Genomic DNA, 21,864 nt, shown 5'->3' on the forward strand with positions numbered 1-21,864 from the left:
GCGGATCCGTCCGGACCACATGCCTGACACCCTGCACGCCCGACTCGATACACTCGGTCGTCGGCGGGCCTGATCAAGCCCGCCGACGACGTCCTCACCGCAGCGGCGCCACCTGCCCGTTCTCGAAATAGGACACCAGCTCCGCGTCGAGCCCCGGCACCTCCTGCGGCACGCCCCCAGCCCGAAGCGACTCCGTAGCCCGGACCCCGGCAGCGACCGCCATGCGCGCCGCGACGGGGGAGGTGTTGGTGAGTCCGCCGTCCCTGGCGAACCGCAGGAACTCGGCCACCAGGAGCGGGTCCGCGCCACCGTGCCCGTCGTCGTCCTCGTCGTCCGGCACGGAGTACGCGGCATCGGCCTGGTCGCTGTGGGACGGGCGGCGGGAGTTCCAGACCTTCACCACCGCACCGGGGCCGTCGCCGAAGTTCTCCAGGCGGCCGGCGTCGCCGATGACGGTGTAGTTGCGCCAGTAGTCCGGGGCGAAGTGGCACTGCTGGTAGGCGGCCAGCACTCCGTTGTCCAGCCTCAGGTTCACCAGGGAGACGTCCTCGACGTCGATGACCGGGTTCAGGCCGCGCTGGGAGTTCGGCGGCCAGTTGCGGTCGTCGTGCCAGTCGGCGTGCTTGGGCTCGCCGGGCAGGCGCCGGTCCGGGTTGTCGCCGTAGACCATCAGGTCGCCGAAGGCCTGCACCTGCCGCGTGTAGGCGTTCGCGAGCCAGTGCAGGACATCGAGGTCGTGGCTGGCCTTCTGCAGCAGGAGTCCGTTGGTGTACCGGCGTTCTGCGTGCCAGTCCTTGAAGTAGAAGTCGCCGCCCGAACCGACGAAGTGCCGCACCCACACCGTTTTGACCTGGCCGATCTCGCCTCGCGTGATGATGTCGCGCATCAGGCGGACCACCGGCATGTGCCGCATGTTGTGGCCGACGTAGAGGCGGCTGCCCGTCTCGTAGGCGGTGCGCAGCAGTTCGTCGCACCGCTCGATCGAGATGTCGAGGGGCTTCTCGACGAAGACGGCCTTGCCCGCCTTGAGGGCCTGGCACGCGAGATCGGCATGCGTGTGGTCGGGGGTGAGGACCACGACGGCGTCCACGTCGGGGGACTCGATCACCCGCGTGTGGTCGGCGGTGGTCAGCGCGCCCGGGAAGGCCTCGTCCGCTTCCGCCCGCGCGACCGGGTCGTGCTCGGCGACCGCGACGACCCGCCCGCCCGCGCCGGGGCGGTGGGCGAGGCGGGCGATCGACCCGCGGAGCCCGTAGCCGAGGACGCCGAGACGGAGGTCGCGATGGGGGGTGGTGTTCATGGAAAGCCTTCCGCGCGGCGCTGGTGGTGGAGTGGGAGGACGGCCCGGACGGCCCAGGCCTGCCACCGGACGAACCTCCGGGACAGGCCTGGGCGGACCGCGGTCAGCTCACGGTGATCTTGTCGATGTCCGGTGCCCAGCCGGACGGGTTCGAGAGGGTGACGGTGTTCCCCCGCCCCGCGCGCAGGGACAGCGACACGGTCGTGGTCCTCGTCGTGCTCCAGTCCGGAGTGGACGGAAAGCCGACGGTCTGGGCGGTCCCGCCGTTGGCCTGGATCCTGGCGTTGCGGGCTTCCGGGGAGGCGTAGTGCAGCGTCACCGTGCGCGTGCCGCCGGCACCGCCGTCGACGTCGTTGAACGTCAGGGTGCCGCCGTTGCCGAGGTAACCGACCTTGCTCCCGCCGGAACACCCGCCGCAGGCGCTGACGACCGCGCCTCCGGACAGGGTGTTGCCCGTGCTCTCGGCCTCGTAGCCCGACGTCGTGCCGGCGCCGACCGCCATCCCGCCGAGGTCGAGCCATCCGTCGGCGTTCTGGCCGGCGTTGGCGAAGCGGAGCTTCTTCGCGTTGGCGTTGATCGTCTCCAACGGGTTCTTGACCTTCATCACCAGCCGGTAGCTGCCCGTGCCGACGCCGGAGAGGTCGACCGAGGTGTCGAAGTACCTGGCGTAGCCGAAGTCCCGGTACGTGGGGTCCGCGCCCACCTGCCAGTCGGGGAACGCGCGGATGCGGGTGGGCTGGATCTGCCGCAGGTCCCAGGAGGTGGTCCACGACCGGACCACGGTGCCCGCCGCGTCCTTCAGACCGAGGCTGACGGTCCACGGGTAGTAGAACGGCGCCACGCCGGTGTTGTCGATCCGCACGCCCACCTTGGTGCTGCCCTGCGCGGTGCCGTGGAAGTAGGCGTTGCGGACGGTGAGGTTGTAGCCCATCAACCGGACGGCCGCGGCCACGTTCGGGTCGGTGGGGGAGTAGTCCCGGCTGAGCTCGTTGATCTTCCACGTGGTGTGCTCGAGCTCGACGCACGCCTTGATGTTGTCGACCGCGCCGGAGCCGTTCGGCCAGTTCGCGAATGCGACGGACTGGATCTCGGGACGGACCTCGCCGCCCATCGAGGCCGTGGTCCACCGGTTCTCCACGCCGTGTTCCAGCGCCTTCTGCAGCTGGGACCAGGACGCGCCGCCCATCGACATCGGCAGCGTCACGCCCTGACCGCCTTCGCGGAAGCAGAACGAGTCGTCGTGGTAGCCGATCGCCGGCAGGCTGTCGGCGGCGCCGCCCGCGTTGTCCGCGTAGCGCAGTTCGAGCCTGGTGCGGGTGAACGCGCGGTTGTAGGTGTTGATGATGTCCGCGGCGTTCGCGTTGGTGGGCATGTAGTTGGGGTACGTGTCACCGGAGGTGTCGGTGTCGTAGGGCCAGGTGTGCCACTCGCCCCACAGTCCGATCAGTCCCAGGTGGATGTAGCCGAGCCGCGGGTCGCCGTCGTAGCGCGCGGCGAAGGCGGTGATGAAGTTCTTGAGCCCGGTCACCAGGTACGGGTTGTCGTAGTCCGGGCTCGTGACGTCCCAGTAGGCGTTGTGCCGCATGGCCACGTGCCCGTTGAAGCACTGGGGGATCGCGTTGCCGGGGTGGCTGCCCGTGCCGCCGCCGGGGTACTCCATGTAGAGGCGGATCGCCGCGTGGTTGCCGGCCGCCGCGATCGTGTTGAGCGCGCTGTCCACGACACCCCAGTTGTAGCTGGCGCAGTTCGTCGCGTCCGTCATCACCTCGGACAGGCCGAAGTAGGCCCACGTCAGGGAAAGCGGGTAGCCGGCGTTCGGGTCGGTGCCCGGCTGCAGGAACCGCGCGAACCCCTTGAGCGGGTTGTCCAGCGGTGCGTCCGCGGTGGCGAGGGTGTGCGAGGGCAGGGAGGGATCGGGGGACGGGCCGGGCGAGGGGCGGTCGGGAACGCCCTGTGCCGAGAGGTCCGCGGCCCGGGTGGGTCCGGGCAGTGCGACGGGGAGCAGGGCGACAGCCGCGGCGCACAACGCGGCCACCACTCTGCGGCGCTTGGGCGTGGCTGTGGACATGACGCGACCTCCAGGGAGGGGGAGAGGTGCAGGGTCCCAAATAGTTCCGCTTGAGCATTGACAAAGTTTCACTATTCCTCATCAATATGTAGCAACAGCGCCCCACTGGCAAGAGGCGAGGCGCGACGGCCCGATGCGGAGGCGTGTCCATGGGCGCCGGCAAGACTGCTGCACCGCCGCGGCGACGCGACGACCGCAAGGTGGCGTGGCTGTTCCTGGCGCCGGTGCTGGTGGGCTTCGTGCTCTTCTACGCGTACCCGACGGTGCTGGGCGTCTACTACTCGCTCACCGACTACGGCATGTTGGCGGCACCGAACCTCGTCGGCGCGGAGAACTACCGCGACCTCGTGCACGACGACAAGTTCTGGAACGCGCTGAAGGTCACCGCCTACTACGTCGTGCTGAACATCGTGTCGCAGACCGTCCTGGCCCTCGGCCTGGCCACGTTGATGCACCGCCTGACCAGGTCGGTGGTGATGCGCGCGATGCTGCTGGTGCCCTGGCTGGTTCCCAACGTGACGGTGGGCCTGCTCTGGATGTGGATGCTCGACGCGAACCTGGGGTTCGTCAACCACGCCCTGACCGCGCTGGGCTTCGGCTCCACGGGTTTCCTCACCTCGCCGACGTGGGCGATGCCGACCGTCGCGGGCATCAACACCTGGGCGTACGCCGGCTACACGGCCCTGCTGCTCTACGCGGGCATGCTGCAGATCCCCCGGCACCTCTACGAAAGCGCCTCCTTGGACGGCGCCGGCGAGTGGCGGATGTTCACCCGCGTCACCCTGCCGCTGCTGCGCCCGGTGCTGGCCCTGGTGCTGGTGGTCTCCCTGATCGGCTCGTTCCAGATCTTCGACACCATCGCCGTGACGACCAAGGGCGGTCCGGTCGGTGCCACCAGGGTCATCTACTTCTACATCTACGAACAGGCGTTCACGAACTTCCGCATGGGTTACGCCTCCGCCATCGCCGTGGTGCTCGCCCTGCTGCTCGGGGTGCTGACCGCCGTGCAGATGCGGCTCCTGCGCGCGTCCCGCTCGGACCTGGCCTGAGGAGAGTGCCGATGACTCCCGCCCGCACCCGGATCCCGCCGGCTCCGACCTCACCCGCCCCGGCTTCGCCGAACCGGACCCCGCCCGTCCGGACCACGTCGGGCCGGACGTCGTCGGACCGGTTCCCGTGGGGCCGGGCCGCGGCCTGGGCCCTGCTGGTCGTGGCCGCGGTGGCGACGGTCTTCCCGTTCTACTGGATGGTGCGCACGGCGCTCACGCCCGCGGGTGACCTCTACACCGACGCCGCGGGCCTGCTGCCGGAGCACCCCACGGCGATCAACTTCCTGCGCGTGCTCGGGCTGACGACCCAGCAGGAGGCGCGGGCGGCCGGCGGCTCCGGGGCGAAGGTCGACTTCCTGCGGTACCTGCTCAACTCGTTCGTCTACTGCGGACTGATCACCGTGCTGCAGACGTTGTGCTGCGCGATGGCCGGCTACGCGTTCGCGCGGCTGCGCTTCCCCGGCAGGGACCTGGTGTTCGGGGTGCTGGTCGCCGCGCTCATGGTGCCCCCGATCTTCACCCTGCTGCCGAACTTCGTGCTGGTGAAGAACCTCGGCTGGCTGAACACGTTCGCCGGCATGGTCGCCCCGAGCGTGCTCATGACCCCGTTCGCGGTGTTCTTCCTGCGCCAGTTCTTCCTCTCGCTCCCGCGTGAGATCGAGGAAGCGGCCACATTGGACGGTGTGGGCAGCTGGGGGATGTTCTGGCGCGTGGTGCTGCCGATGAGCCGCGGCCCGTTGCTCACCATCGGGCTGACCACCGCGGTGTGGTCGTGGAAGGACTTCCTGTGGCCGTTGCTGACCGGCCGTGACGAGAAGACCAGGGTGCTGACCGTCGCGCTCGGCATCTTCCAGCAGCAGTCCCCGAACGTGCAGCCCGACTGGACCGGGCTGATGGCCGGCTCGACGCTCACGGTGCTGCCCGTGCTCGTCCTGCTGATCTTCCTCGGCCGCCGCCTGGTCGAGTCCCTCAACTTCACCGGCATCAAGTGAGCCGGCCCGATCCGAGAGGCGAACCCCCATGCGATCGACACGACGGCGCGCCGGCGCCCTCCTGCTGAGCCTGGCCCTGACCGCCCCCCTCGCCGCCTGCTCGGGCGGTGACGATGCCGGAGGTGCGACGACGCTGGACTACTGGCTGTGGGACGACCGGCAGTTACCGGCCTACCAGGACTGCGCGGACGCCTTCCACGCCGCGAACCCGGACGTCACAATCAAGATCACGCAGACGGCCTGGGCCCAGTACTGGCAGAACCTCACCACCCAGCTCGCCTCCGGTGACGCGCCCGACGTGTGGACCAACCAGAGCACCTACTACCCGCAGTTCGCCACGCAGAACCAGCTCCTGGACATCGACCCCTTCGTCAAGCGCGACAACGTGGACCTGACCGTCTACCAGCCGGGTCTGAGCGAGGTGTGGGTCAAGGACGGCAAGCGCTACGGGCTGCCGAAGGACTGGGACACGATGGCGCTGGTGGTCAACACCGGCGTCCTCGGCAAGCGGGGCGTCGACCCCGCGCAGCTGGAGAACCTCACCTGGAACCCCGCCGACGGCGGCACGTTCGAGCAGGTGATCGCGAAGGCCACCGTGGACGCCAACGGCCGCAACGGTCTCGACCCCGCCTTCGACAAGAACAGCGTGCAGGTCTACGGGTTCCTGCCCGAGTGGGCCGACGGTGCCAACGGGCAGAACGGCTGGGCCGTCTTCGCCGCCGCCAACGGGTTCAGCTACCTCGACAAGAACCCCTGGGGCACCCACTACAACTACGACGACCCCAAGCTCGCCGAGACCATCGGCTGGTTCAAGCGCCTGATCGACAAGGGGTACGCGCCCCGCCTCGACAAGCAGTCCAGCGTCGCCAACTCCGAGCTGATCATCGCGGGCAAGGGCGCGATGACGGTCGCCGGCTCGTGGACGATCCTCACCTTCATGGACGAGAAGGTGAAGCAGCAGCTCGCCTTCACGCCCGTGCCCGCCGGCCCGTCGGGGCGCAAGAGCTCCATCAACGGCCTGTCCGACTCCATCTGGGCCGGCGGCGAACACCCGGAACAGGCCTGGAAGTGGGTCAAGTTCCTGGCTTCCGCCGACTGCCAGGACCGCGTCGCCCAGCGCGCCGTCGTGTTCCCCGCGATCACCAGCGCCAGCCAGAAGGTCGAGGCCGCGCACCAGGCCGCCGGCCGGGACGTGCACGCCTTCACCGCCGCCGCGAAGAAGGACACCTTCCTGCTGCCGGTCACCGAGCACGGCACCGAGCTGAACCCGATCGTCCAGGACGCCATCCAGTCCGCGATCCTCGGCGACACCCCGGTCGGCGCGGCCCTCAAGGACGCCAACGACAAGGTCAACGCGCTCTTCAAGTAGCCGCTCGTGCCCCTTCTCCCGCGAGGACACCCATGGCCCAGTTCCTGACCGTCGGCGGCCGCACGTTCGCCGCCGAGCTGGAGGGCGGCGACGCCCCGCGGCCCGTCACCGGCGGCCTGCTGCTGCCACCCGGCCGGGTCGCGCTGCTGCACGGACTCGGCGACGCGCTCTTCTACCGGCACGGGCACAACTCCTGGAGTCCCTGCGGGTGGCGCCGCCTGTCCGGCGTCCCCCTGCGCATCGCCGACGCGGAGCGCCGCCTCACCGCGGACGACACCACGTGGGACGACCCCGGCCGCCACCACTCCTCCGCGGTCGCCGCGCTGGAGGGACCGGACGGGAAGGTGCTGCTGCTCGGCGGCCTGGGCCTGGGCGTGCCCCGGCTCGCCGCCGACCGGGACACCCTCGTCGGCTGGTGCGAGACCGGCGGAGGCCCGTGGCTGCTCGCGCACGGGGACGAGGACGAGGTGTTCGCCGCCTACGCGGAGCACCTCGGCGATCGGCTGGGGCGCAGCACGAAACGGGCCGGCAACGTGTGGTGCAGCTGGTACGCCTACTACGAGAACATCACCGAGGACCAGCTCGTCGAGGACGTCGGCTCGTTGCGGGGCCTGCCCTTCGACGTCGCCCAGATCGACGACGGCTGGGAGGAGCAGGTGGGGGACTGGCACGCCAACCGCAAGTTCCCCGCCGGGATGCGGGCACTGGCGGACCGGATCGCGGACGCGGGGCTGCGGCCCGGCCTGTGGCTCGCGCCGTTCATCGTCCACCCGGACTCGCGGACCGCGCGCGCCCGGCCGGAGCTCCTGCTGCGCGACGCGGACGGAGCGCCGGTCGTCGCGGGCCACAACTGGGGGACCGGCTACTGGACGCTGGACCTGACCTCGGACTCCGTGCTGGACCACCTGCGGGAGACCATTCACCGCGTCACCCACGAGTGGGGTTTCACCTACCTCAAGCTCGACTTCCTCCAGGCCGGCACGACGCCGGGGGCGCGGTCCGCCGGCGTGGACCGCGAGGAGGTCTACCGCGCCGGCCTGCGCGCCATCCGGGAGGCCGCCGGGGACGACGCCTACCTGCTGGCCAGTGGCGCGCCCCTGCTGCCCTCGCTCGGCCTGGCCGACGGGCTGCGCAGCGGCCCGGACGTCGCCCCGATGTGGGACCACTACGCCACGCAGGACCCGTCCGACGCGCTGGCCCGCAACGCCGTCGTCAACACGCTGCACCGCCTGTGGCACAAGCCGTTGCTCGAGGTCGACCCGGACGTCGTGTACTTCCGCAGCCGCCTGAACCTGCTCACCGAACGGCAGCAGGGCTGGCTGCGCGACCTGGCCGACGTCTGCGGTTTCCGCGCGATCTCGGACCCGCCCGGCTGGTTGCGCCCCGACGAGCTGGAGGCGATGACCCGCTACCTCGGCCACCGGCCGGACGTCCGCACGCTGGGCCGCTACCGGTTCGCGCTCGACGGGCGCGAGGTCGACCTCACCCCGGCGGTCGACCCCGGCGCGGAGCAGGTGTATCCGATCGGCTGAGCTCACGTGGCCGGATTTAGTAAACTGCGTAGCATTATTCGGTGGTGGCTACGCGGGTGGTCGCGCTTTTCCAGAGGGGCACAGCATGGCGATGAGCGGAACGGACCTGGCGCGGATGAGGGAGCTGAACCAGCTCTCCGTCCTGTGGGCCCTGCGCGGCACCGCGCCCTCGACCGTCACCGAGCTCGCGGGCCGGACCGGCCTGTCCCGGCCCGCGGCGGACGTGCTCGTGCAGCAGCTCGTGGCCGACGGCTGGGCCGAGGTCGAGGAACCGGGGGCCAGCAGCACGGTGGGACGCCCGGCCCGGCGCTACCGGTTCCGCGCGAACGCCGGGCACGTGCTCGGCATCGACATCGGCGTGCACAAGGTCCTCGTCATGCTCTGCGACCTCGAGGGCAACCTGGTCGGGTCCCTGCGCCGCCCGGCCGACCCGCACGCCGGTCCCGCCGAGCGGCTCGCGGCGGTGGACGAGACGATCGACGACGTGCTGCGCGAGGCCGGCATGGCGCCCGCCGACCTCTGGGCGATCACCGTGGGCGTGACCGGCCCGGTCGACGAGCACGGGCGCACCATCGTCTCCACCCCCCTGCCGGGGTGGCGCGAGGCCGATCCCGTCGCCCACCTGCGCACCCGGTTCACCTGCCCGATCAGGGTGGAGAACGACTGCAAGCTCGCCGCGGTCGCCGAACGCTGGAAGGGCGTCGCCCAGGACGCCGACGACATCGTGTACCTGCTCGCCGGTCTGCGCACCGGCGCGGGCCTCATCATCGACGGCACCCTGCGCCGCGGTCACGGTGGCGTGGCCGGGGAGATAGGCGCACTCAAGGCCGTGCGGTGGCTCAATGCGCCGGAGCACCTCGCGGCCTGTCCCAACGTTCCCGCGGGCGCCAAGCCGGGGGAGGCCGCGGCCTGGGTGTTCCAGGCGGCGAGGGAGGGCGACAGCGCGGCGAAGACCGCCGTCCAGCGCTACATCCGCGACCTCGCCGTCGGGGTCGCCGCGCTCGTGCTCACCCTCGACCCGCAGATCGTCGTCTACGGCGGCGGGTTCTCCCGGTCCGCCGACCTGGTGCTCGACCCGTTGCGCCGCGAGCTCGCGAAGCACTGCCTGCGCGTGCCGGAACTGCGCGCCTCCACCCTCCGCGACGAAGGTGTCGCGTTGGGGGCGTTGCGACTCGCGCTGGACCAGGTGGACAACACCCTGCTCAGCAGCCAGCTCGCCGCGCCGGTCGCGCCCCAGTTCTCCTGACACCGTCCCCTGTGGACTCAACCACTGTGGACTCAAGCGCTGCGGACTCACGGCTCCGCCCGGCTCGCTCCGGCGAGCGCCGCTCCGTGGCAGCCCGCGAGCCCACCGAGCGCGGCGGGCACCAGCCTCGGTTCCCGTTGGAACGTCAGGCGTTCCGACAGGCTCTTGGCGAGCGGCTCCAGCAGGAGGTCCTGCGCTCCGGACAAACCACCGCCCACCACGACCACCTCGGGAGCCAGCACACCCGCGGTCCACGCCAACGCCTGGGCCAGCGCCTCCACGGCTTCGTCCCACACGGCGACCGCTTCCGGCTCGCCCGCCTCGACCCGCCGGGCGACGTCGACGGCGCCGTGCACCTCCCGGCCGGTCGACGCCGTGTAGCGGCGCGCGATGGCCGCCGCGGAGGCGATGGCCTCCAGACATCCGGCGCGCCCGCACACGCAGGGCTCGCCGTGGCCGACGTCGACGTGTCCCAACTCGCCCGCGTAGCCGTCGGCGTCGTGCACCCGGCCATCGCTGACGAGAGCGGACGCGATGCCGGTTCCGATGGGGAGGAACACCATCGTGCGGGCGCCGCGTCCGGCACCGAGCCGGTTCTCGGCCACCGCACCCGCGCGCACGTCGTGGGTGAACGCGACGGGCCGGCCGAGGCGTTCGGCGAGCAGCTCCGCGAAGGGGACGTCACGCCAGCCCAGGTTCTCCGAGAACACCCCGACACCACGCCGCTCGTCCACGATCCCGGGCACCGCGACGCCCACGCGGCCGGCCGGCAGCTCCCGCGCCAGGCCGGCCACCACGTCGAGGACCTCGCCCACGACGGAGCCGCCCGGCTGGGGCGTCGGGAGCGACCGGACCTCCAGGGCGGTTCCCGCGTCGTCGAGCAGGACCGCTTTGGTGGCGGTGCCGCCGACGTCCACGCCGAGTGCGGCCACGGTGTCCCCGTTCTGGTCGAAGAGGCGCGAAAGGCGTGTCCAGCATGGGGTTCGGGCACGGGTCGGGCAAGGTTCGGCGGCAAGGTGGACAACTGTTGTGCGCGTTCACGCGGATGTGCCGGCCGGGTCGGTCCTTCGTGGACCCGGGTCGACGGCTCGAACCGGGTCCACGAGCCGGCTCTACAGGAGCCTCAGCTGCCGTAGATCGCTGACGTACTTGAGGACCAGCTCCCGCGTGATGTGCGGGACGTCGCCGGACTCGCCGACCTTCTCCTCCTGCACCGCCTCCCGGAACCGGCGGGAGAGCGCCGCGTCGCCGTCCGCCGGCTCGGCCGGTGTGCGGTAGGCGTGCAGGAGGGGCAGCAGCGAGTGCTGGCGGAGCGCGTCCGGCAGGTCGCGCAGCGCGGACTCGAAGCGGCGGAACCACTCGTCGTAGTCCTCGACCCGCGTGAGGGGATGACCGGCCTCGGCCAGCCAGTCGACGAAGGTGTCCAGGGAGATGCCGTCGTCGTGCGGGTTGAACACGTGGTACGTGCGGTAGTCCGCGGTGTCACGGGTGCCCAGGACGTTCACGGCCTCGGCGATGAAGTCCACGGGCAGACCGTCGTAGTGCGCCCTGGGCGGTGTGCCGTCCGCGCTGCGGTAGAAGGTCTTCGGGGCGAGACCGGTGGCCACCAGGCTGAGCACCAGCCGCGTGACCATGTCCGGCACGTTCAGCTGACCGGTGAAGCGGCTGTGGGTGAGGATCATGTCCGACCGGAACACCGTCACCGGCAGCCCGCACCGCTCGTGCGCCTCCCGCAGCAGCACCTCGCCGGCCCACTTGCTCAGCGAGTAGCCGTTGGCGTAGTCGTCGTTGCGGTGGCGCACCGCACTCATCGTGCGGACGTCGGCGGTCTCCGTGAACTCCCCGGCGGGAACCTGGTTTCCCACCGCCACTGTCGACACGTTCGTGAACGGCTTGACCCGTTCGGTGAGCGCGAGCCGGATCAGCTCGGCGGTGCCGACCACGTTCGGGCCGAACAGGTGCTCGTAGGGCAGGACGTGGTTGACGAGGGCTCCGGGGTGCACGATCGCGTCGACCTCGCCGGCGAGCCGGTGCCAGGTCCGCGCGTCGAGTCCCAGGGACGGCTCCGCCAGGTCGCCCGCGAGCACCTCGAGGTGTCCGTCGGCCAGGTCGCGGTAGAGGTCGAGCAGGGCCGCGTCACCGGTGTCGAACGTGGCGTCGAGCCGTTCGCGGGCGGCCTTGTCGTCGACACCGCGCACGACGCACACGAGCTTCCCACCGGTGCGGGACAGGCGTTCGAGCCAGTCGAGGCAGAGGAACCGGCCCAGGTACCCCGTCGCTCCGGTGAGCAGCACCACCCGCGGAGGCCCGCTCGGGCGCGGCAGGGCGGAGGCCGCTGCGACCAGTTCCTCGTCGAGGAAACGGTCGAGGGTCAGGTGGTCTGCCCGGATCTCGGTCGCGTCCGCGCCGTGGATCGAGGCGAAGGTGGGCCGCGCACTGCCGGACGCGCGGTGCGCCGCCACGTACGCGGCGATCTCCCGCAGGGTGCCCGACGGGCCGAGCAGCATGCCGACCGGGACCTCGATCCGGTAGATCTCGCTGAGCAGCGAGGCGAACGAGACGGCGACCAGCGAGTCGCCTCCGAGCTCGCCGAAGCGCGCCTCGCCGTCCAGTTCCGCGCCGCCGTGGCCGAGCATGGCCCGCGCCGCCCTCGCGACCGTCTCGCCGACCGGTTGGTCCGGTCCGCCTCGCCGCAACGCGCGCAGCTCGTCCGTCTCGCCGCGCGCCAGCTCCGCGTAGAGGGCCTCCAGCCTCGGGCCGTAGCGCTCGCGCAGCCGGGGCAGCAGCAGCTTGCGCACGTCGGACAGCAGTCCGTTCTCCGCGCTGAACGGCTCGGTCTCGACGAGGAAGTCGCGCGGGATCTCGTACGGTTCGAGCCCGGCCCTCACCGCGGTCCGCCGCAGCGCCTCGGCGAGGTTCTGCCGCAACGCCTCCGCGTCCGCCGCCTCCCGCACCGCGGCGTCGGCGGGCACGATCACCGCCAGCAGGTACGGCCTGGAACTGGTGCCGTAGACGTAGATCTGGCGGATCAGCGGATCCGCCGTGTACTCCGCTTCGAGCTTGGACAGGGTGACGAACTCGCCCTGCGACAGCTTCTGCACGTTGTTGCGGCGGTCGACGTAGACCAGCTCGTCCGGACCGGTCAGCGCCATGATGTCGCCGGTGCGGTAGAAGCCGTCCTCGTCGAAGACCGACGCGGTCACCTCCGGCCGCTTGAAGTAGCCGGGGAACATCGACTCGGCCTTGAGCAGCAGCTCGCCGCGCGGGTGGGGCCGGTCCGTGTGGAAGTAGCCGAGCTCGGGGACGTCGACCAGCCGGAAGTCGACCACCGGCGGGCGGAGCAGCTTGCCGTTGCGCAGGACCGTCCCGAACTCGGTGGCACCGTAGCCCAGCGTCAGCGGGCCGCCGAGGCACTCCTCGGCGAACCGCTTCATCTCCGCGGAGATCGCCGCGCTGCCGACCAGCGCTTCGACGATCCGGCCGCCGAGGACCCTGGTGCGCAGTTCTTCCTTGACCGCGGCGTCCAGTTCGCGTTCGTCGGAGAACGCGCCGGCGCGCTGCGCCAGCAGTCCCTGGTACTCGTGGAAGAGCATGTCGAAGACGCGCGGCACGGCCATCAGCTGCGTCGGCCTGGCGAGGGCGATGTCCTCGAAGAGCGTGGAAAGGTCGCTGCGGGCGGAGAAGCAGACCGTTCCACCGTTGCCGAGGGTGCCGCTGATGATCGTCCTGCCGAACGCGTGGCTCATCGGCATGTAGCTGACCGTCACCACCGGGAAGCCGGCGGCGGGGCGTTTGCCGCCGGTCCACAGCTTGCGCACCGACTGCTGGGTGTAGATCGCGCCCTTGGGGCTGCCCGTGCTGCCCGAGGTGTAGATCAGCGACGCCAGGGGGTCCTCTCCCGGCTCCGGCACGTGCACGGGCAGAACGGGCCGCGCCCGGCCCTGACCGAGAACCTGCGCGAAGGTGGTGACCTCGACGCCCGTCCCCGCCATGGCCTCCGCGAACTCGGCGGCGGCGTCGCGTTCGTCGTCGACGTCGGGGTTGAGGTCGAAGACCAGGGCGAACCGCGCCCCCTCTGCCTCGTGCAGCAGCGCGGCCGCCCTGGGGAGGTGCTCGACGCTCGTGGCGAGGACCAGGGGACGGGTCTCGGCCACGATGTCGTGCAGCTGCGCGAGGGCCGAGGTCGGCTGCAGCGGCACCGTCACCGCGCCGAGCCTGATCGCCGCCAGGTCCACCGTCACGTACTCGGCGCTGGTGAACCCGATCGTCGCCACGAAGTCGCCGGCGCCGACACCGCGTGCCGCCCACTGCGCCGCGAGCGCGCCCGCGTCGGCCCACAGCTCGGCGTAGCTGCGGGTGGTGAAGGCGGGCAGCAGCCGCCGGGTGCGGCGGCCGGTCGCCGGGTCGGTCACCACCTCGGCCTGCCGCACGGCGATCGCGGGACGGCCGGCGTAGGCGGTCATCAGCCGCTCCAGCGTCGTTCCCAGCGCGAGGCCCGGTTCCTGGATCCTCTCCGTGGTCGCCGGATCGGGAACGCCTGCGGAATCCACGCTCACTGCTGTCACCAGGTCCGTTCGCCGGGTACGGGTCAGGTGGTTCAGACGATCACCGCGCGGAGGCCGGTGTCAAGATCGATTCGGAGTAAGTCGTGGCGGCACATCGGCTTCAGGGGACCGGCGGTGTTCCGTAACGATCTACCGCCGGCGGTCGAGGAACTGGCGTGAGGGCGTTGTTCCTGCGGCTCCGCCGGTTCACCCGCGTGCGCGGGCTGATCGTGCTGTTCGCCGGTCTGACCGCCGGGATCACCCTGCTGGCCCTGGGCGGGGTGGAGAAGCTCAGCGGCGCGGGCGGTGTGCTCGGCATGGCGGTGAGCGCACTCGTGATGATCGTCGTGGGCGCGGCCAAGTACCCGCGGTCCGCGGGGACGCCGTCGCACGAGGAGGTCGTGTTCGGGTTGCTGCGGTCCGGGAAGAAGTACTGCCTCGTCCTGCGGCCGTTCGGCAGGGACGCCGAGATCGTGCTGCCGAGGACGGGGGCCAAACGGCGCACCGACAGCGGGCCCTTCACCCGCAACCTGACCATGGAGCAGCTCGTCACCCGCGCCGCGCGCACGGTGCTCGACATGAACACCTACGGCATCGTCGACCAGCGCACCACGTTCGCCCCGCCGGGACCGGTCCTGATGCGCGCCGACGACGACGTGTGGCAGGACGTCGCCCGGCGCCTCATCGGCCGCGCCCACGTCATCGTGCTGATCCTGCCGCCGGACCGGGACTTCGGTGACGGCTTCGTCTGGGAGGTCGAGCAGATCCGGCAGGCCGGCATGACGTCGCGCGTCGTCATCGTGCTGCCGCCGAGCGACCAGGACTCGGAGGCGTACGAGGCGGCACTGCGGCGCGCGTGCGTCCTGCTGGCCTTGCTGGACGGCGAGCTCGACCACTTCAAGGTCCACGAGTACGAGCTGATGCTGCCCAGTGGCACGCTGGTCATCCGGTCGACCGCCGACGGGGCGAAGTGGTGGCAGACCCGCGACGAGCCCGCGGAACGCACGGTGCTCGGCCGCAAGCGCAAGACCGTGGTGGCCGACGTGACCTATCTCGAAGTGCTCGAGGTGGCGTTGCGGGAGATCGACCACGAACAGTCGTGACCCCGGCACAGGGGAGACGGCGCGTTTTCGAAAAGATCTGAGCTTCGGGAAAGTGGATTTCCTTTAGTCAACTCCCGTGTCGTCGGCGTCATTTCTCTGTATCGGCTTGCCGGGGCGGCCTTAACAAAGACCAGGACGCGTAACCCTTCGCTGTTCCGGATGAAACCGAACGGAAATGATTCGCGGCTGAACTTGTTCCTGTCATCAACGGGACTGCGGGAGGCAACCGTGCCTGAAGTGGTGTTCCGCGTGCGCTGGCCGGACGACTCGGTCAACCGGTGTTATTCCCCTTCGACCGTCGTCGAGGACTATTTCCGCACCGGCGGCTCCTATCCTCTGACGGAATTCGTCGCGCTGAGCAGGAAGGCGCTGACGGAGGCGTCGGAACGGGTGCGCGAGCGCTACGGGTACGGGTGTGCCCAGGCGGCGGCGCAGCTCGCCGACATCGAGCTGAAGGCCACCGAGTTCGCCGACCAGCAGGCCAGGATCGTGGTCGAGGGGTTCGAGCGATGAGCACCGACCTGGACGGGGTCCACCGCACGGTGGTCGTCGTGGGCGGCGGGCAGGCCGGGTTGTCCACCAGCCACTGCCTGGACGCCGCGGGCATCGACCACGTCGTGCTGGAGCGCGATCGTCCCGGTGGCGAGTGGCGGAACCGGCGGTGGGACTCGTTCTGCCTGGTGACGCCGAACTGGCAGTGTCAGCTGCCCGGTTTTCCTTACCGGGGAAGCGATCCCGACGGGTTCATGGTCCGCGACGAGGTCGTGCGCTACCTCCAGGACTACGTGAAGTCGTTCGACTGCCCGCTCGCCGAGGGCGTGACGGCGGTCCGGCTGAGGCGCCGTGAGAGCGGCGGTTTCCTGGTGTCCACGACGCACGGCGAGCTCACCGCCGACCACGTCGTGCTGGCCACCGGGCCCTACCAGGTGCCGCTCAGGCCGAGGATCGCCGAGCGGGTGCCCGCGGACCTGGTGCAGCTGCACTCCTCCGAGTACCGCAACGCCGACGCGGTGCCACCGGGCGAGGTGCTCGTCGTCGGCACGGGGCAGTCCGGCTGCCAGATCGCCGAGGACCTGCACCTCGCGGGCCGGCGGGTGCATCTGGCGGTCGGCAGCGCGCCGCGGGTCGCGCGGAACTACCGGGGCCGCGACGTGGTGGCGTGGCTGGAGGACATGGGCTACTACCGGCGCGGCATCGACGAGTTCGAGGACGCCGACGCGGTGCGGTTGCGGGCGAACCACTACGTGACCGGTCGTGACGGCGGCCGCGACATCGACCTGCGGGCGTTCGCCCGTGACGGCATGCGGCTCTACGGCAGGCTCACCGACATCCGCGACGGCGTCGCGCGGTTCGCGCCGGACCTGGCGAAGAACCTCGACCACGCCGACGCGGTGTCCGAGGGCATCAAGGACTCGATCGACGCCCACGTCCTCGCCCGCGGCGTCGACGCGCCCGCCGAGGCCAGGTACGTGCCGGTGTGGACGCCGGACACCGAACCGTCCGAACTGGACCTGTCCGGGATCGCCGCGGTGGTGTGGAGCACGGGGTTCGGCCGCGACCACCGCTGGATCGACGTCCCCGTCTTCGACGGGCGGGGGTACCCGACGCACGACCGCGGGGTCACCAGCTGCCCCGGGCTCTACTTCATCGGCCTGCCGTGGCAGCACACCTGGGGCTCCGGCCGGTTCTGCGGCGTGGCGGACGACGCCCGGCACCTGGTGTCGCACATCGTCTCGGCGCGCCGCAACGGGATCGCGAACGGGGTGCCGTGGATCGCGGGGACACCCGAGGCCACCTTCCCCGGCGACGAGTACTGGACGGCCACCCGCACCGTGGCCTAGGCGACCGACGAAGTGGGTGCCATGCCTGAGCGACCTGTCCACGACGCACACCGGCACATCGGTGTGATGCCCGAGTACCCCTTCTACGGCGGCCCTCCCGTACGGCCCGACGTCACCGCCAGGGCCACGATCGACGAGCTGATCGCCGACCTCGACGCGGAGGGCACCGAACGCGCGCTCGTACTGCCCAACTACGGCGTGCCCGATCCGGACATCGCCTTCTCCTTCAACGAGTTGTGCGTCGAGGCGGCGACCCGCGACGACCGGATCCGGGCGTGCCTGTGGGTGTCCCCGCTGGAACGGGACGCACGAAGGACCGAGCAGGCGCTGGCGTTGGCGGGAGAACGCGGTGTGCGGGCCCTGAAGCTGAGCTTCCTGCTCGGCGGCAGGCCGGACGACCCGGCGTGCCGCCCCGGCCTCGACCGGATCTTCGCGGTGGCCAGGGCGCACGGGCTCGTCGTCCACGTGCACACCTCGCCCGGCGCGGCGTCGGACATCGACCAGGTCGGCAACCTCGTCGACTGGTACGGCGACGACGTGGCCGTGCACCTCGTGCACTTCGGCGGGGGCATGAGCGGTCACATCAAGCTGGTCTCGCACCGGTTCTTCGACTGGGTCGAGGCGGGCAAGCGGGTCTACACCGACCTGTCGTGGGCGATCGGCTTCGCGCCGCGCTGGCTCGCCCGCGAGATCGACCGGCGCGGGATCGGGCACGACCGGATCCTCTTCGCCAGCGACCAGCCGTGGGGAGACCACGAGGGCGAGTACGCCCGCCTGCGCGCCGCCACGGGCGACGGCGAGCTCGCCGGCCTGGTCTTCCGCGGCACCTTCGAAAAGCTCTACGGGTAGCTCCCGTGGTGAACGTCCACCGACCAACCCCGAAGAACAACCCCGAAGAACAACCCCGAGGAGAACGCGTGTCCGAGCTGACCGAGACCGAGAAGCAGAGCCTCGAGGAGATCCCGCACCCGTCGCTGCCGGAGGGCTCCAGCCTCTACGGCGGTACCAAGGTCTTCCCCGACTACCAGGCAGAGCCCGGCCAGTCCTACTTCACCCTGATCCACGGCATCGCGCACGAGTCGTCGGTGAGCTTCGTGGCGATCCTGCAGGCCACCCGCGCGCAGCGGAAGGGCTTCGAGACCGCGATCTACTTCTACGGACCCGGTTCGATGAACGCCATGGCCACCCGCGGGTTCCCGACCACCGGCAACTCCGCGTTCCCCGGCGAGCACAACATCAACGACCAGCTGAAGACCTTCATCAAGGAGGGCGGCAAGGTCTACTGCTGCCGCTTCGGCCTGTCGCTGCACGGCCTGCGCGAGGAGGACCTGATCGAGGGCGTCATCCCGACGCACCCGCTCGACGTGCAGGACGCGCTGATCCACTACGCCCGCAAGGGCGCGATCATCAACTCCACGTACATGTGGTAGCCACACCGGCCCATCCGCGTTCCTCCCGACCGGCGGCTGCCGGATGGCAGCCGCCGTCAGATGTCCTTGCCGAGTCAGGGGTGTGACCGTGCGCGTTGACACAGATGAGCAGGCGGCGCAGAAGCTCGCCACGAGGATCGACCTGGCCGTGCGGGGCGTGCGGGCGGACGCGCCGGTGCGGCGCAGCAAGGGCGCCGGCCCGAGCGACGACGGCCACCTGGTCGTGGACGGCGCCAACGCCGCACTGCCGCTGAACCCCGAAAGTCCTTACACCGTCCGGGACGGGCGGGTGTTCGAGGGAACGATCGACCTCGGCCTGTCCGTCCAACCCGTTGCACGGCCCAGGTTCTACGACCTGACGACGGCGGACGGCGTGCCGTACCGGAAGATCGCGCTGCTGCACGGACGCGACGTGCTCGCCACGACGGTGGTGCAGACCTGCATCCGGTACGCCGAGGACCAACGCTGCCGGTTCTGCGCCATCGAGGAGTCCCTGCGGTCCGGGGCCACGGTCGCGGCGAAGACCCCGGCGCAGCTGGCCGAGGTGGCGGAGGCCGCGGTCCGGCTCGACGGCGTGCGGCAGATGGTGATGACCACCGGCACCACGACCGGCCCCGACCGCGGTGCCCGGCACCTCGCGCGGTGCGTGCGCGAGGTGCTCGAAGCGGTGCCCGGCCTGCCGATCCAGGTGCAGATCGAACCACCCGCCGATCTCGCCGTGCTGACCGAGCTGCGGGAGGCGGGCGCGACCTCGGTCGGCATCCACGTCGAGTCGCTGGACGACGAGGTGCGGCGGCGGTGGATGCCGGGCAAGGCGACCGTGCCGCTCGCCGAGTACGAGGCCGCGTGGGACGAGGCGGTCCGGGTGTTCGGCCGCAACCGCGTCTCGACGTACCTGCTCATCGGCCTCGGCGAGGACCCGGACGAGCTGGTGGCGGGTGCGGCGCGGCTCGTCGAGCGCGGCGTGTACCCGTTCGTGGTGCCGATGCGGCCGATGCTGGGCACGCTCGCCCGCCGCGACGGCGCCGAGGCACCCGCGCCCGCCGTGGTCCGCGACGTCACCGAGCGGGTGGCCGCGGTGCTGCGCCGGGCCGGGATGAAGGGTGCCGACCAGGGCGCCGGCTGCGCGGCCTGCGGGGCGTGCGGTGCGCTGAGCGCGGCGGGAGGCTGACGATGATCGACGTCCTCGCGGTGCTGGGCGACCGGGCCACCATCGCGCGCCAGCCCGCGTTCCGCGTCGACCAGGCCGATGACGCGGTGACCCTGGCGGCGTACCACGCGTTGCGGACGGAGGTGTTCGTCCGCGAGCAAGGCTTGTTCACCGGGCACGACCGCGACGACCGCGACGACGACCCGCGGACCGTCGTGCTGGTCGCCCGTGACGGCGCGGGGGAGGTCCTGGGCGGGGTGCGGCTCGGCCCGGCGACGCAGGGCGCCGACCTCGGCTGGTGGCTCGGCGGCAGGCTCGTGGTCGCTCCGGCCAGCCGTGGGATGGTCGGAGCGGCGCTGATCAAGGCGGCGTGCGCGTACGCGGAGAACGCCGGTGTGCTCCGGTTCGAGGCCACCGTCCAGGCGCGCACCGAGACGCTCTTCACCCGCCTGGGCTGGACCGCGGTGCGACCGGTGACCGTGGCCGGCACCCCGCACGTGCTGATGCGGTGGCCGATCGGCCGGATCGCCGCACTGGCGCGGATCACCAAGGGCGATCTCGGGCCGTTGCTCGCCGGGCTCACCGGCGTGCCCGGCTTCGTCGGCGACGACGGCGTGCCGGTGCCGGGCAGCGACCTGGTCGCGGCGTGCGACGCGATCCTGCCGTCGATGGTCGAACGCGACCCGGACTGGGCGGGCTGGTGCTCGGTGCTGGTCAACGTCAACGACCTCGCCGCTATGGGTGCTGACCCCGTGGGCCTGCTGGACGCGCTGGGAGCGCGCGACCGCTCGTTCGCGGCACGGGTGCTCGCCGGGTTGCGGCGCGCGAGCCAGGCCTACGACGTGCCGGTGCTCGGCGGCCACACCCAGCTCGGCGTGCCCGCCGCCCTCTCGGTGACCGCGCTCGGCCGGACGGCCCGGCCGGTTCCGGGCGGTGGCGGGAAACCGGGACACCGGGTGCGGCTCACCGCCGACCTCGCGGGCGGCTGGCGGCCGGGATACGCGGGCAGGCAATGGGATTCCACGACCTCACGGCGCACGCCCGAGCTGCGGGCGATGCTGGGATCGGTCGCGGCCGCCGGACCCGCGGCCGCGAAGGACGTGTCCATGGCGGGCGTCGCGGGGACGCTCGGCATGCTTGCCGAGGCCAGCGGGTGCGGGGCGGTGCTCACCGTCGCCGACGTGCCCCGGCCGTCCGGCGCGACGGTGGGGGACTGGCTCACCTGCTTCCCCGGCTTCGCGGTGCTCACGGCGGACGAACCCGGTGGCGCCACGCTGGTGAGCCCTGCGGTGAGCGCCGACTGCGGCGAGCTGGTGGCGGGCAGCGGCGTGACGCTGCGCTGGCCCGACGGCGAACAGACCACGGCCATCGCGGCCGGGGTCACGGGATTGGGGACCTCATGAGCACGCTGCGCATGGCCGCGGTGGCCGCGCCGTTCGACCGCGACCTGGAAGCCGGCTTCGCGCGGATCGCGCGGCTGATCGAGCAGGCCCGTGCCGACGGGGTCGGGCTCCTCGCGCTGCCCGAGGCGTGTCTCGGCGGCTACCTGGCCAACCTCGACGGGGACGCGGACGGGCCGCCCGCGCTCGCCCTCGACGGGCCGGAGGTCCGCAGGCTCGCCGCGCTCGCGGGCGACATGGTCGTCACCGCCGGGTACTGCGAGGAGGCGGACGGGTTCCGCTACAACAGCGTGGTGTGCGTCCACGGTGACGGCGTGCTCGGCAACCACCGCAAGGTGCACCAGCCGTTGTCCGAGGACGCCACCTACCGGGCGGGCGACGGCTTCGCGGCGTTCGACACGCCGGTCGGCCGGCTGGGCATGATGATCTGCTACGACAAGGCGTTCCCCGAGTCGGCGCGGGCGCTCGCCCTGGACGGCGCGGAGATCGTCGTGTGCGTGTCGGCCTGGCCCGGCAGCCGGACGAGCCCCGCCGCCGATCTCGCGCAGGACCGGTGGAAGCGCCGGTTCGACCTGTTCGACCGGGCGCGGGCGCTGGAGAACCAGATCGTGTGGCTGTCGGCCAACCAGTCCGGCACGTTCGGCGACCTGCGGTTCGTGGCCGGTGCCAAGGTCGTCGACCCCGGCGGCGAGGTCGTGGCCGACACCGGCGTGGCCGAGGGCGTCGCGGTCGCCGAGCTCGACGTGCGGCAGGCACTGGAGACGGCCCGGCGGTCCATGGGACACCTGAGGGACCGGCGACCCGAGGCGTACGAGGACCTGCTGGCAGCGAGATACTGAC

General features: G+C 71.4%; 17 protein-coding genes. 13 read left to right on the plus strand and 4 right to left on the minus strand.

Translation table 11 applies throughout. The annotated features are described in order from the left end of the window. Positions 1-94: 94 nt before the first annotated feature. The gene (locus tag ACFWV3_RS25520; RefSeq protein ID WP_382414370.1) at positions 95-1,300 is read right to left on the minus strand and encodes a Gfo/Idh/MocA family protein; all 1,206 of its coding nucleotides are present in this window, start codon (positions 1,298-1,300) and stop codon (positions 95-97) included. 103 nt (positions 1,301-1,403) lie between these two features. Continuing rightward, positions 1,404-3,368, minus strand: coding sequence for a DUF4832 domain-containing protein (locus ACFWV3_RS25525; protein WP_382414372.1), 1,965 nt, complete (start codon positions 3,366-3,368; stop codon positions 1,404-1,406). A 149-nt stretch (positions 3,369-3,517) separates the two neighbouring features. On the opposite strand from ACFWV3_RS25525, the gene ACFWV3_RS25530 reads away from it, so the two are divergent. The 5 genes from ACFWV3_RS25530 (at position 3,518) to ACFWV3_RS25550 (ending at position 9,556) form a co-directional block, all read left to right on the plus strand. Then, positions 3,518-4,417 carry a carbohydrate ABC transporter permease gene (locus tag ACFWV3_RS25530; protein WP_382414374.1) on the plus strand — a complete coding sequence of 300 codons (900 nt, stop codon included), beginning with the start codon at positions 3,518-3,520 and terminating at the stop codon, positions 4,415-4,417. Between the two features lie 11 nt (positions 4,418-4,428). Beyond that, positions 4,429-5,409, plus strand: a complete 981-nt coding sequence (locus ACFWV3_RS25535; RefSeq protein ID WP_382414376.1) for a carbohydrate ABC transporter permease — start codon at positions 4,429-4,431, stop codon at positions 5,407-5,409. A 28-nt stretch (positions 5,410-5,437) separates the two neighbouring features. Further along, positions 5,438-6,778, plus strand: coding sequence for an ABC transporter substrate-binding protein (locus ACFWV3_RS25540; protein WP_382414378.1), 1,341 nt, complete (start codon positions 5,438-5,440; stop codon positions 6,776-6,778). Positions 6,779-6,810: 32 nt separating this feature from the next. Beyond that, positions 6,811-8,310 (plus strand): glycoside hydrolase family 36 protein, encoded by a 1,500-nt coding sequence (locus tag ACFWV3_RS25545; RefSeq protein ID WP_382414380.1) that lies wholly within the window; start codon positions 6,811-6,813, stop codon positions 8,308-8,310. 91 nt (positions 8,311-8,401) lie between these two features. Continuing rightward, positions 8,402-9,556 carry an ROK family protein gene (locus ACFWV3_RS25550; RefSeq protein WP_382414382.1) on the plus strand — a complete coding sequence of 385 codons (1,155 nt, stop codon included), beginning with the start codon at positions 8,402-8,404 and terminating at the stop codon, positions 9,554-9,556. A 47-nt stretch (positions 9,557-9,603) separates the two neighbouring features. Here the strand turns inward: ACFWV3_RS25550 and ACFWV3_RS25555 are convergent, their stop codons facing one another. Then, positions 9,604-10,488, minus strand: coding sequence for an ROK family protein (locus ACFWV3_RS25555; protein WP_382414384.1), 885 nt, complete (start codon positions 10,486-10,488; stop codon positions 9,604-9,606). 180 nt (positions 10,489-10,668) lie between these two features. Then, entirely contained in the window at positions 10,669-14,112 is a 3,444-nt protein-coding gene (gene car / locus ACFWV3_RS25560; protein WP_382414386.1) for a carboxylic acid reductase, read from the minus strand. A gap of 164 nt (positions 14,113-14,276) precedes the next feature. Here car and ACFWV3_RS25565 point away from each other — a divergent pair, with 164 nt between their 5' ends. The 8 genes from ACFWV3_RS25565 to ACFWV3_RS25600 all read left to right on the plus strand — a co-directional run bounded on the left by ACFWV3_RS25565 (position 14,277) and on the right by ACFWV3_RS25600 (position 21,863). Beyond that, on the plus strand, positions 14,277-15,203 hold the full coding sequence (locus ACFWV3_RS25565) for a hypothetical protein (protein WP_382414388.1): 927 nt from the start codon (positions 14,277-14,279) through the stop codon (positions 15,201-15,203). A 159-nt stretch (positions 15,204-15,362) separates the two neighbouring features. Continuing rightward, positions 15,363-15,716: an MSMEG_0570 family nitrogen starvation response protein gene (locus tag ACFWV3_RS25570; protein ID WP_382414390.1), complete on the plus strand. Its 354-nt coding sequence runs from the start codon at positions 15,363-15,365 to the stop codon at positions 15,714-15,716. Continuing rightward, positions 15,713-17,044: an MSMEG_0569 family flavin-dependent oxidoreductase gene (locus tag ACFWV3_RS25575; protein WP_382414391.1), complete on the plus strand. Its 1,332-nt coding sequence runs from the start codon at positions 15,713-15,715 to the stop codon at positions 17,042-17,044. The genes ACFWV3_RS25570 and ACFWV3_RS25575 overlap by 4 nt, the downstream gene beginning before the upstream one ends. A 21-nt stretch (positions 17,045-17,065) precedes the next feature. Beyond that, positions 17,066-17,893, plus strand: a complete 828-nt coding sequence (locus ACFWV3_RS25580) for an amidohydrolase family protein (protein ID WP_382414393.1) — start codon at positions 17,066-17,068, stop codon at positions 17,891-17,893. A gap of 68 nt (positions 17,894-17,961) precedes the next feature. After that, a complete protein-coding gene (locus ACFWV3_RS25585) occupies positions 17,962-18,474 on the plus strand; it encodes an MSMEG_0572/Sll0783 family nitrogen starvation response protein (protein ID WP_382414395.1) in 513 nt (170 codons plus the stop codon). 88 nt (positions 18,475-18,562) lie between these two features. Further along, entirely contained in the window at positions 18,563-19,645 is a 1,083-nt protein-coding gene (locus ACFWV3_RS25590) for an MSMEG_0568 family radical SAM protein (RefSeq protein WP_382414397.1), read from the plus strand. Between the two features lie 2 nt (positions 19,646-19,647). Then, complete coding sequence (locus ACFWV3_RS25595) at positions 19,648-21,027, plus strand: MSMEG_0567/sll0787 family protein (RefSeq protein WP_382414399.1); 1,380 nt, start codon at positions 19,648-19,650, stop codon at positions 21,025-21,027. Further along, positions 21,024-21,863, plus strand: a complete 840-nt coding sequence (locus tag ACFWV3_RS25600) for a carbon-nitrogen hydrolase family protein (protein WP_382414401.1) — start codon at positions 21,024-21,026, stop codon at positions 21,861-21,863. The genes ACFWV3_RS25595 and ACFWV3_RS25600 overlap by 4 nt, the downstream gene beginning before the upstream one ends. The last annotated feature ends 1 nt before the right edge of the window (position 21,864 follow it).

Origin of the sequence: Lentzea sp. NPDC059081 (assembly GCF_042738015.1) — a bacterium.
In the GTDB taxonomy this organism is placed as follows: Bacteria; Actinomycetota; Actinomycetes; order Mycobacteriales; family Pseudonocardiaceae; genus Lentzea.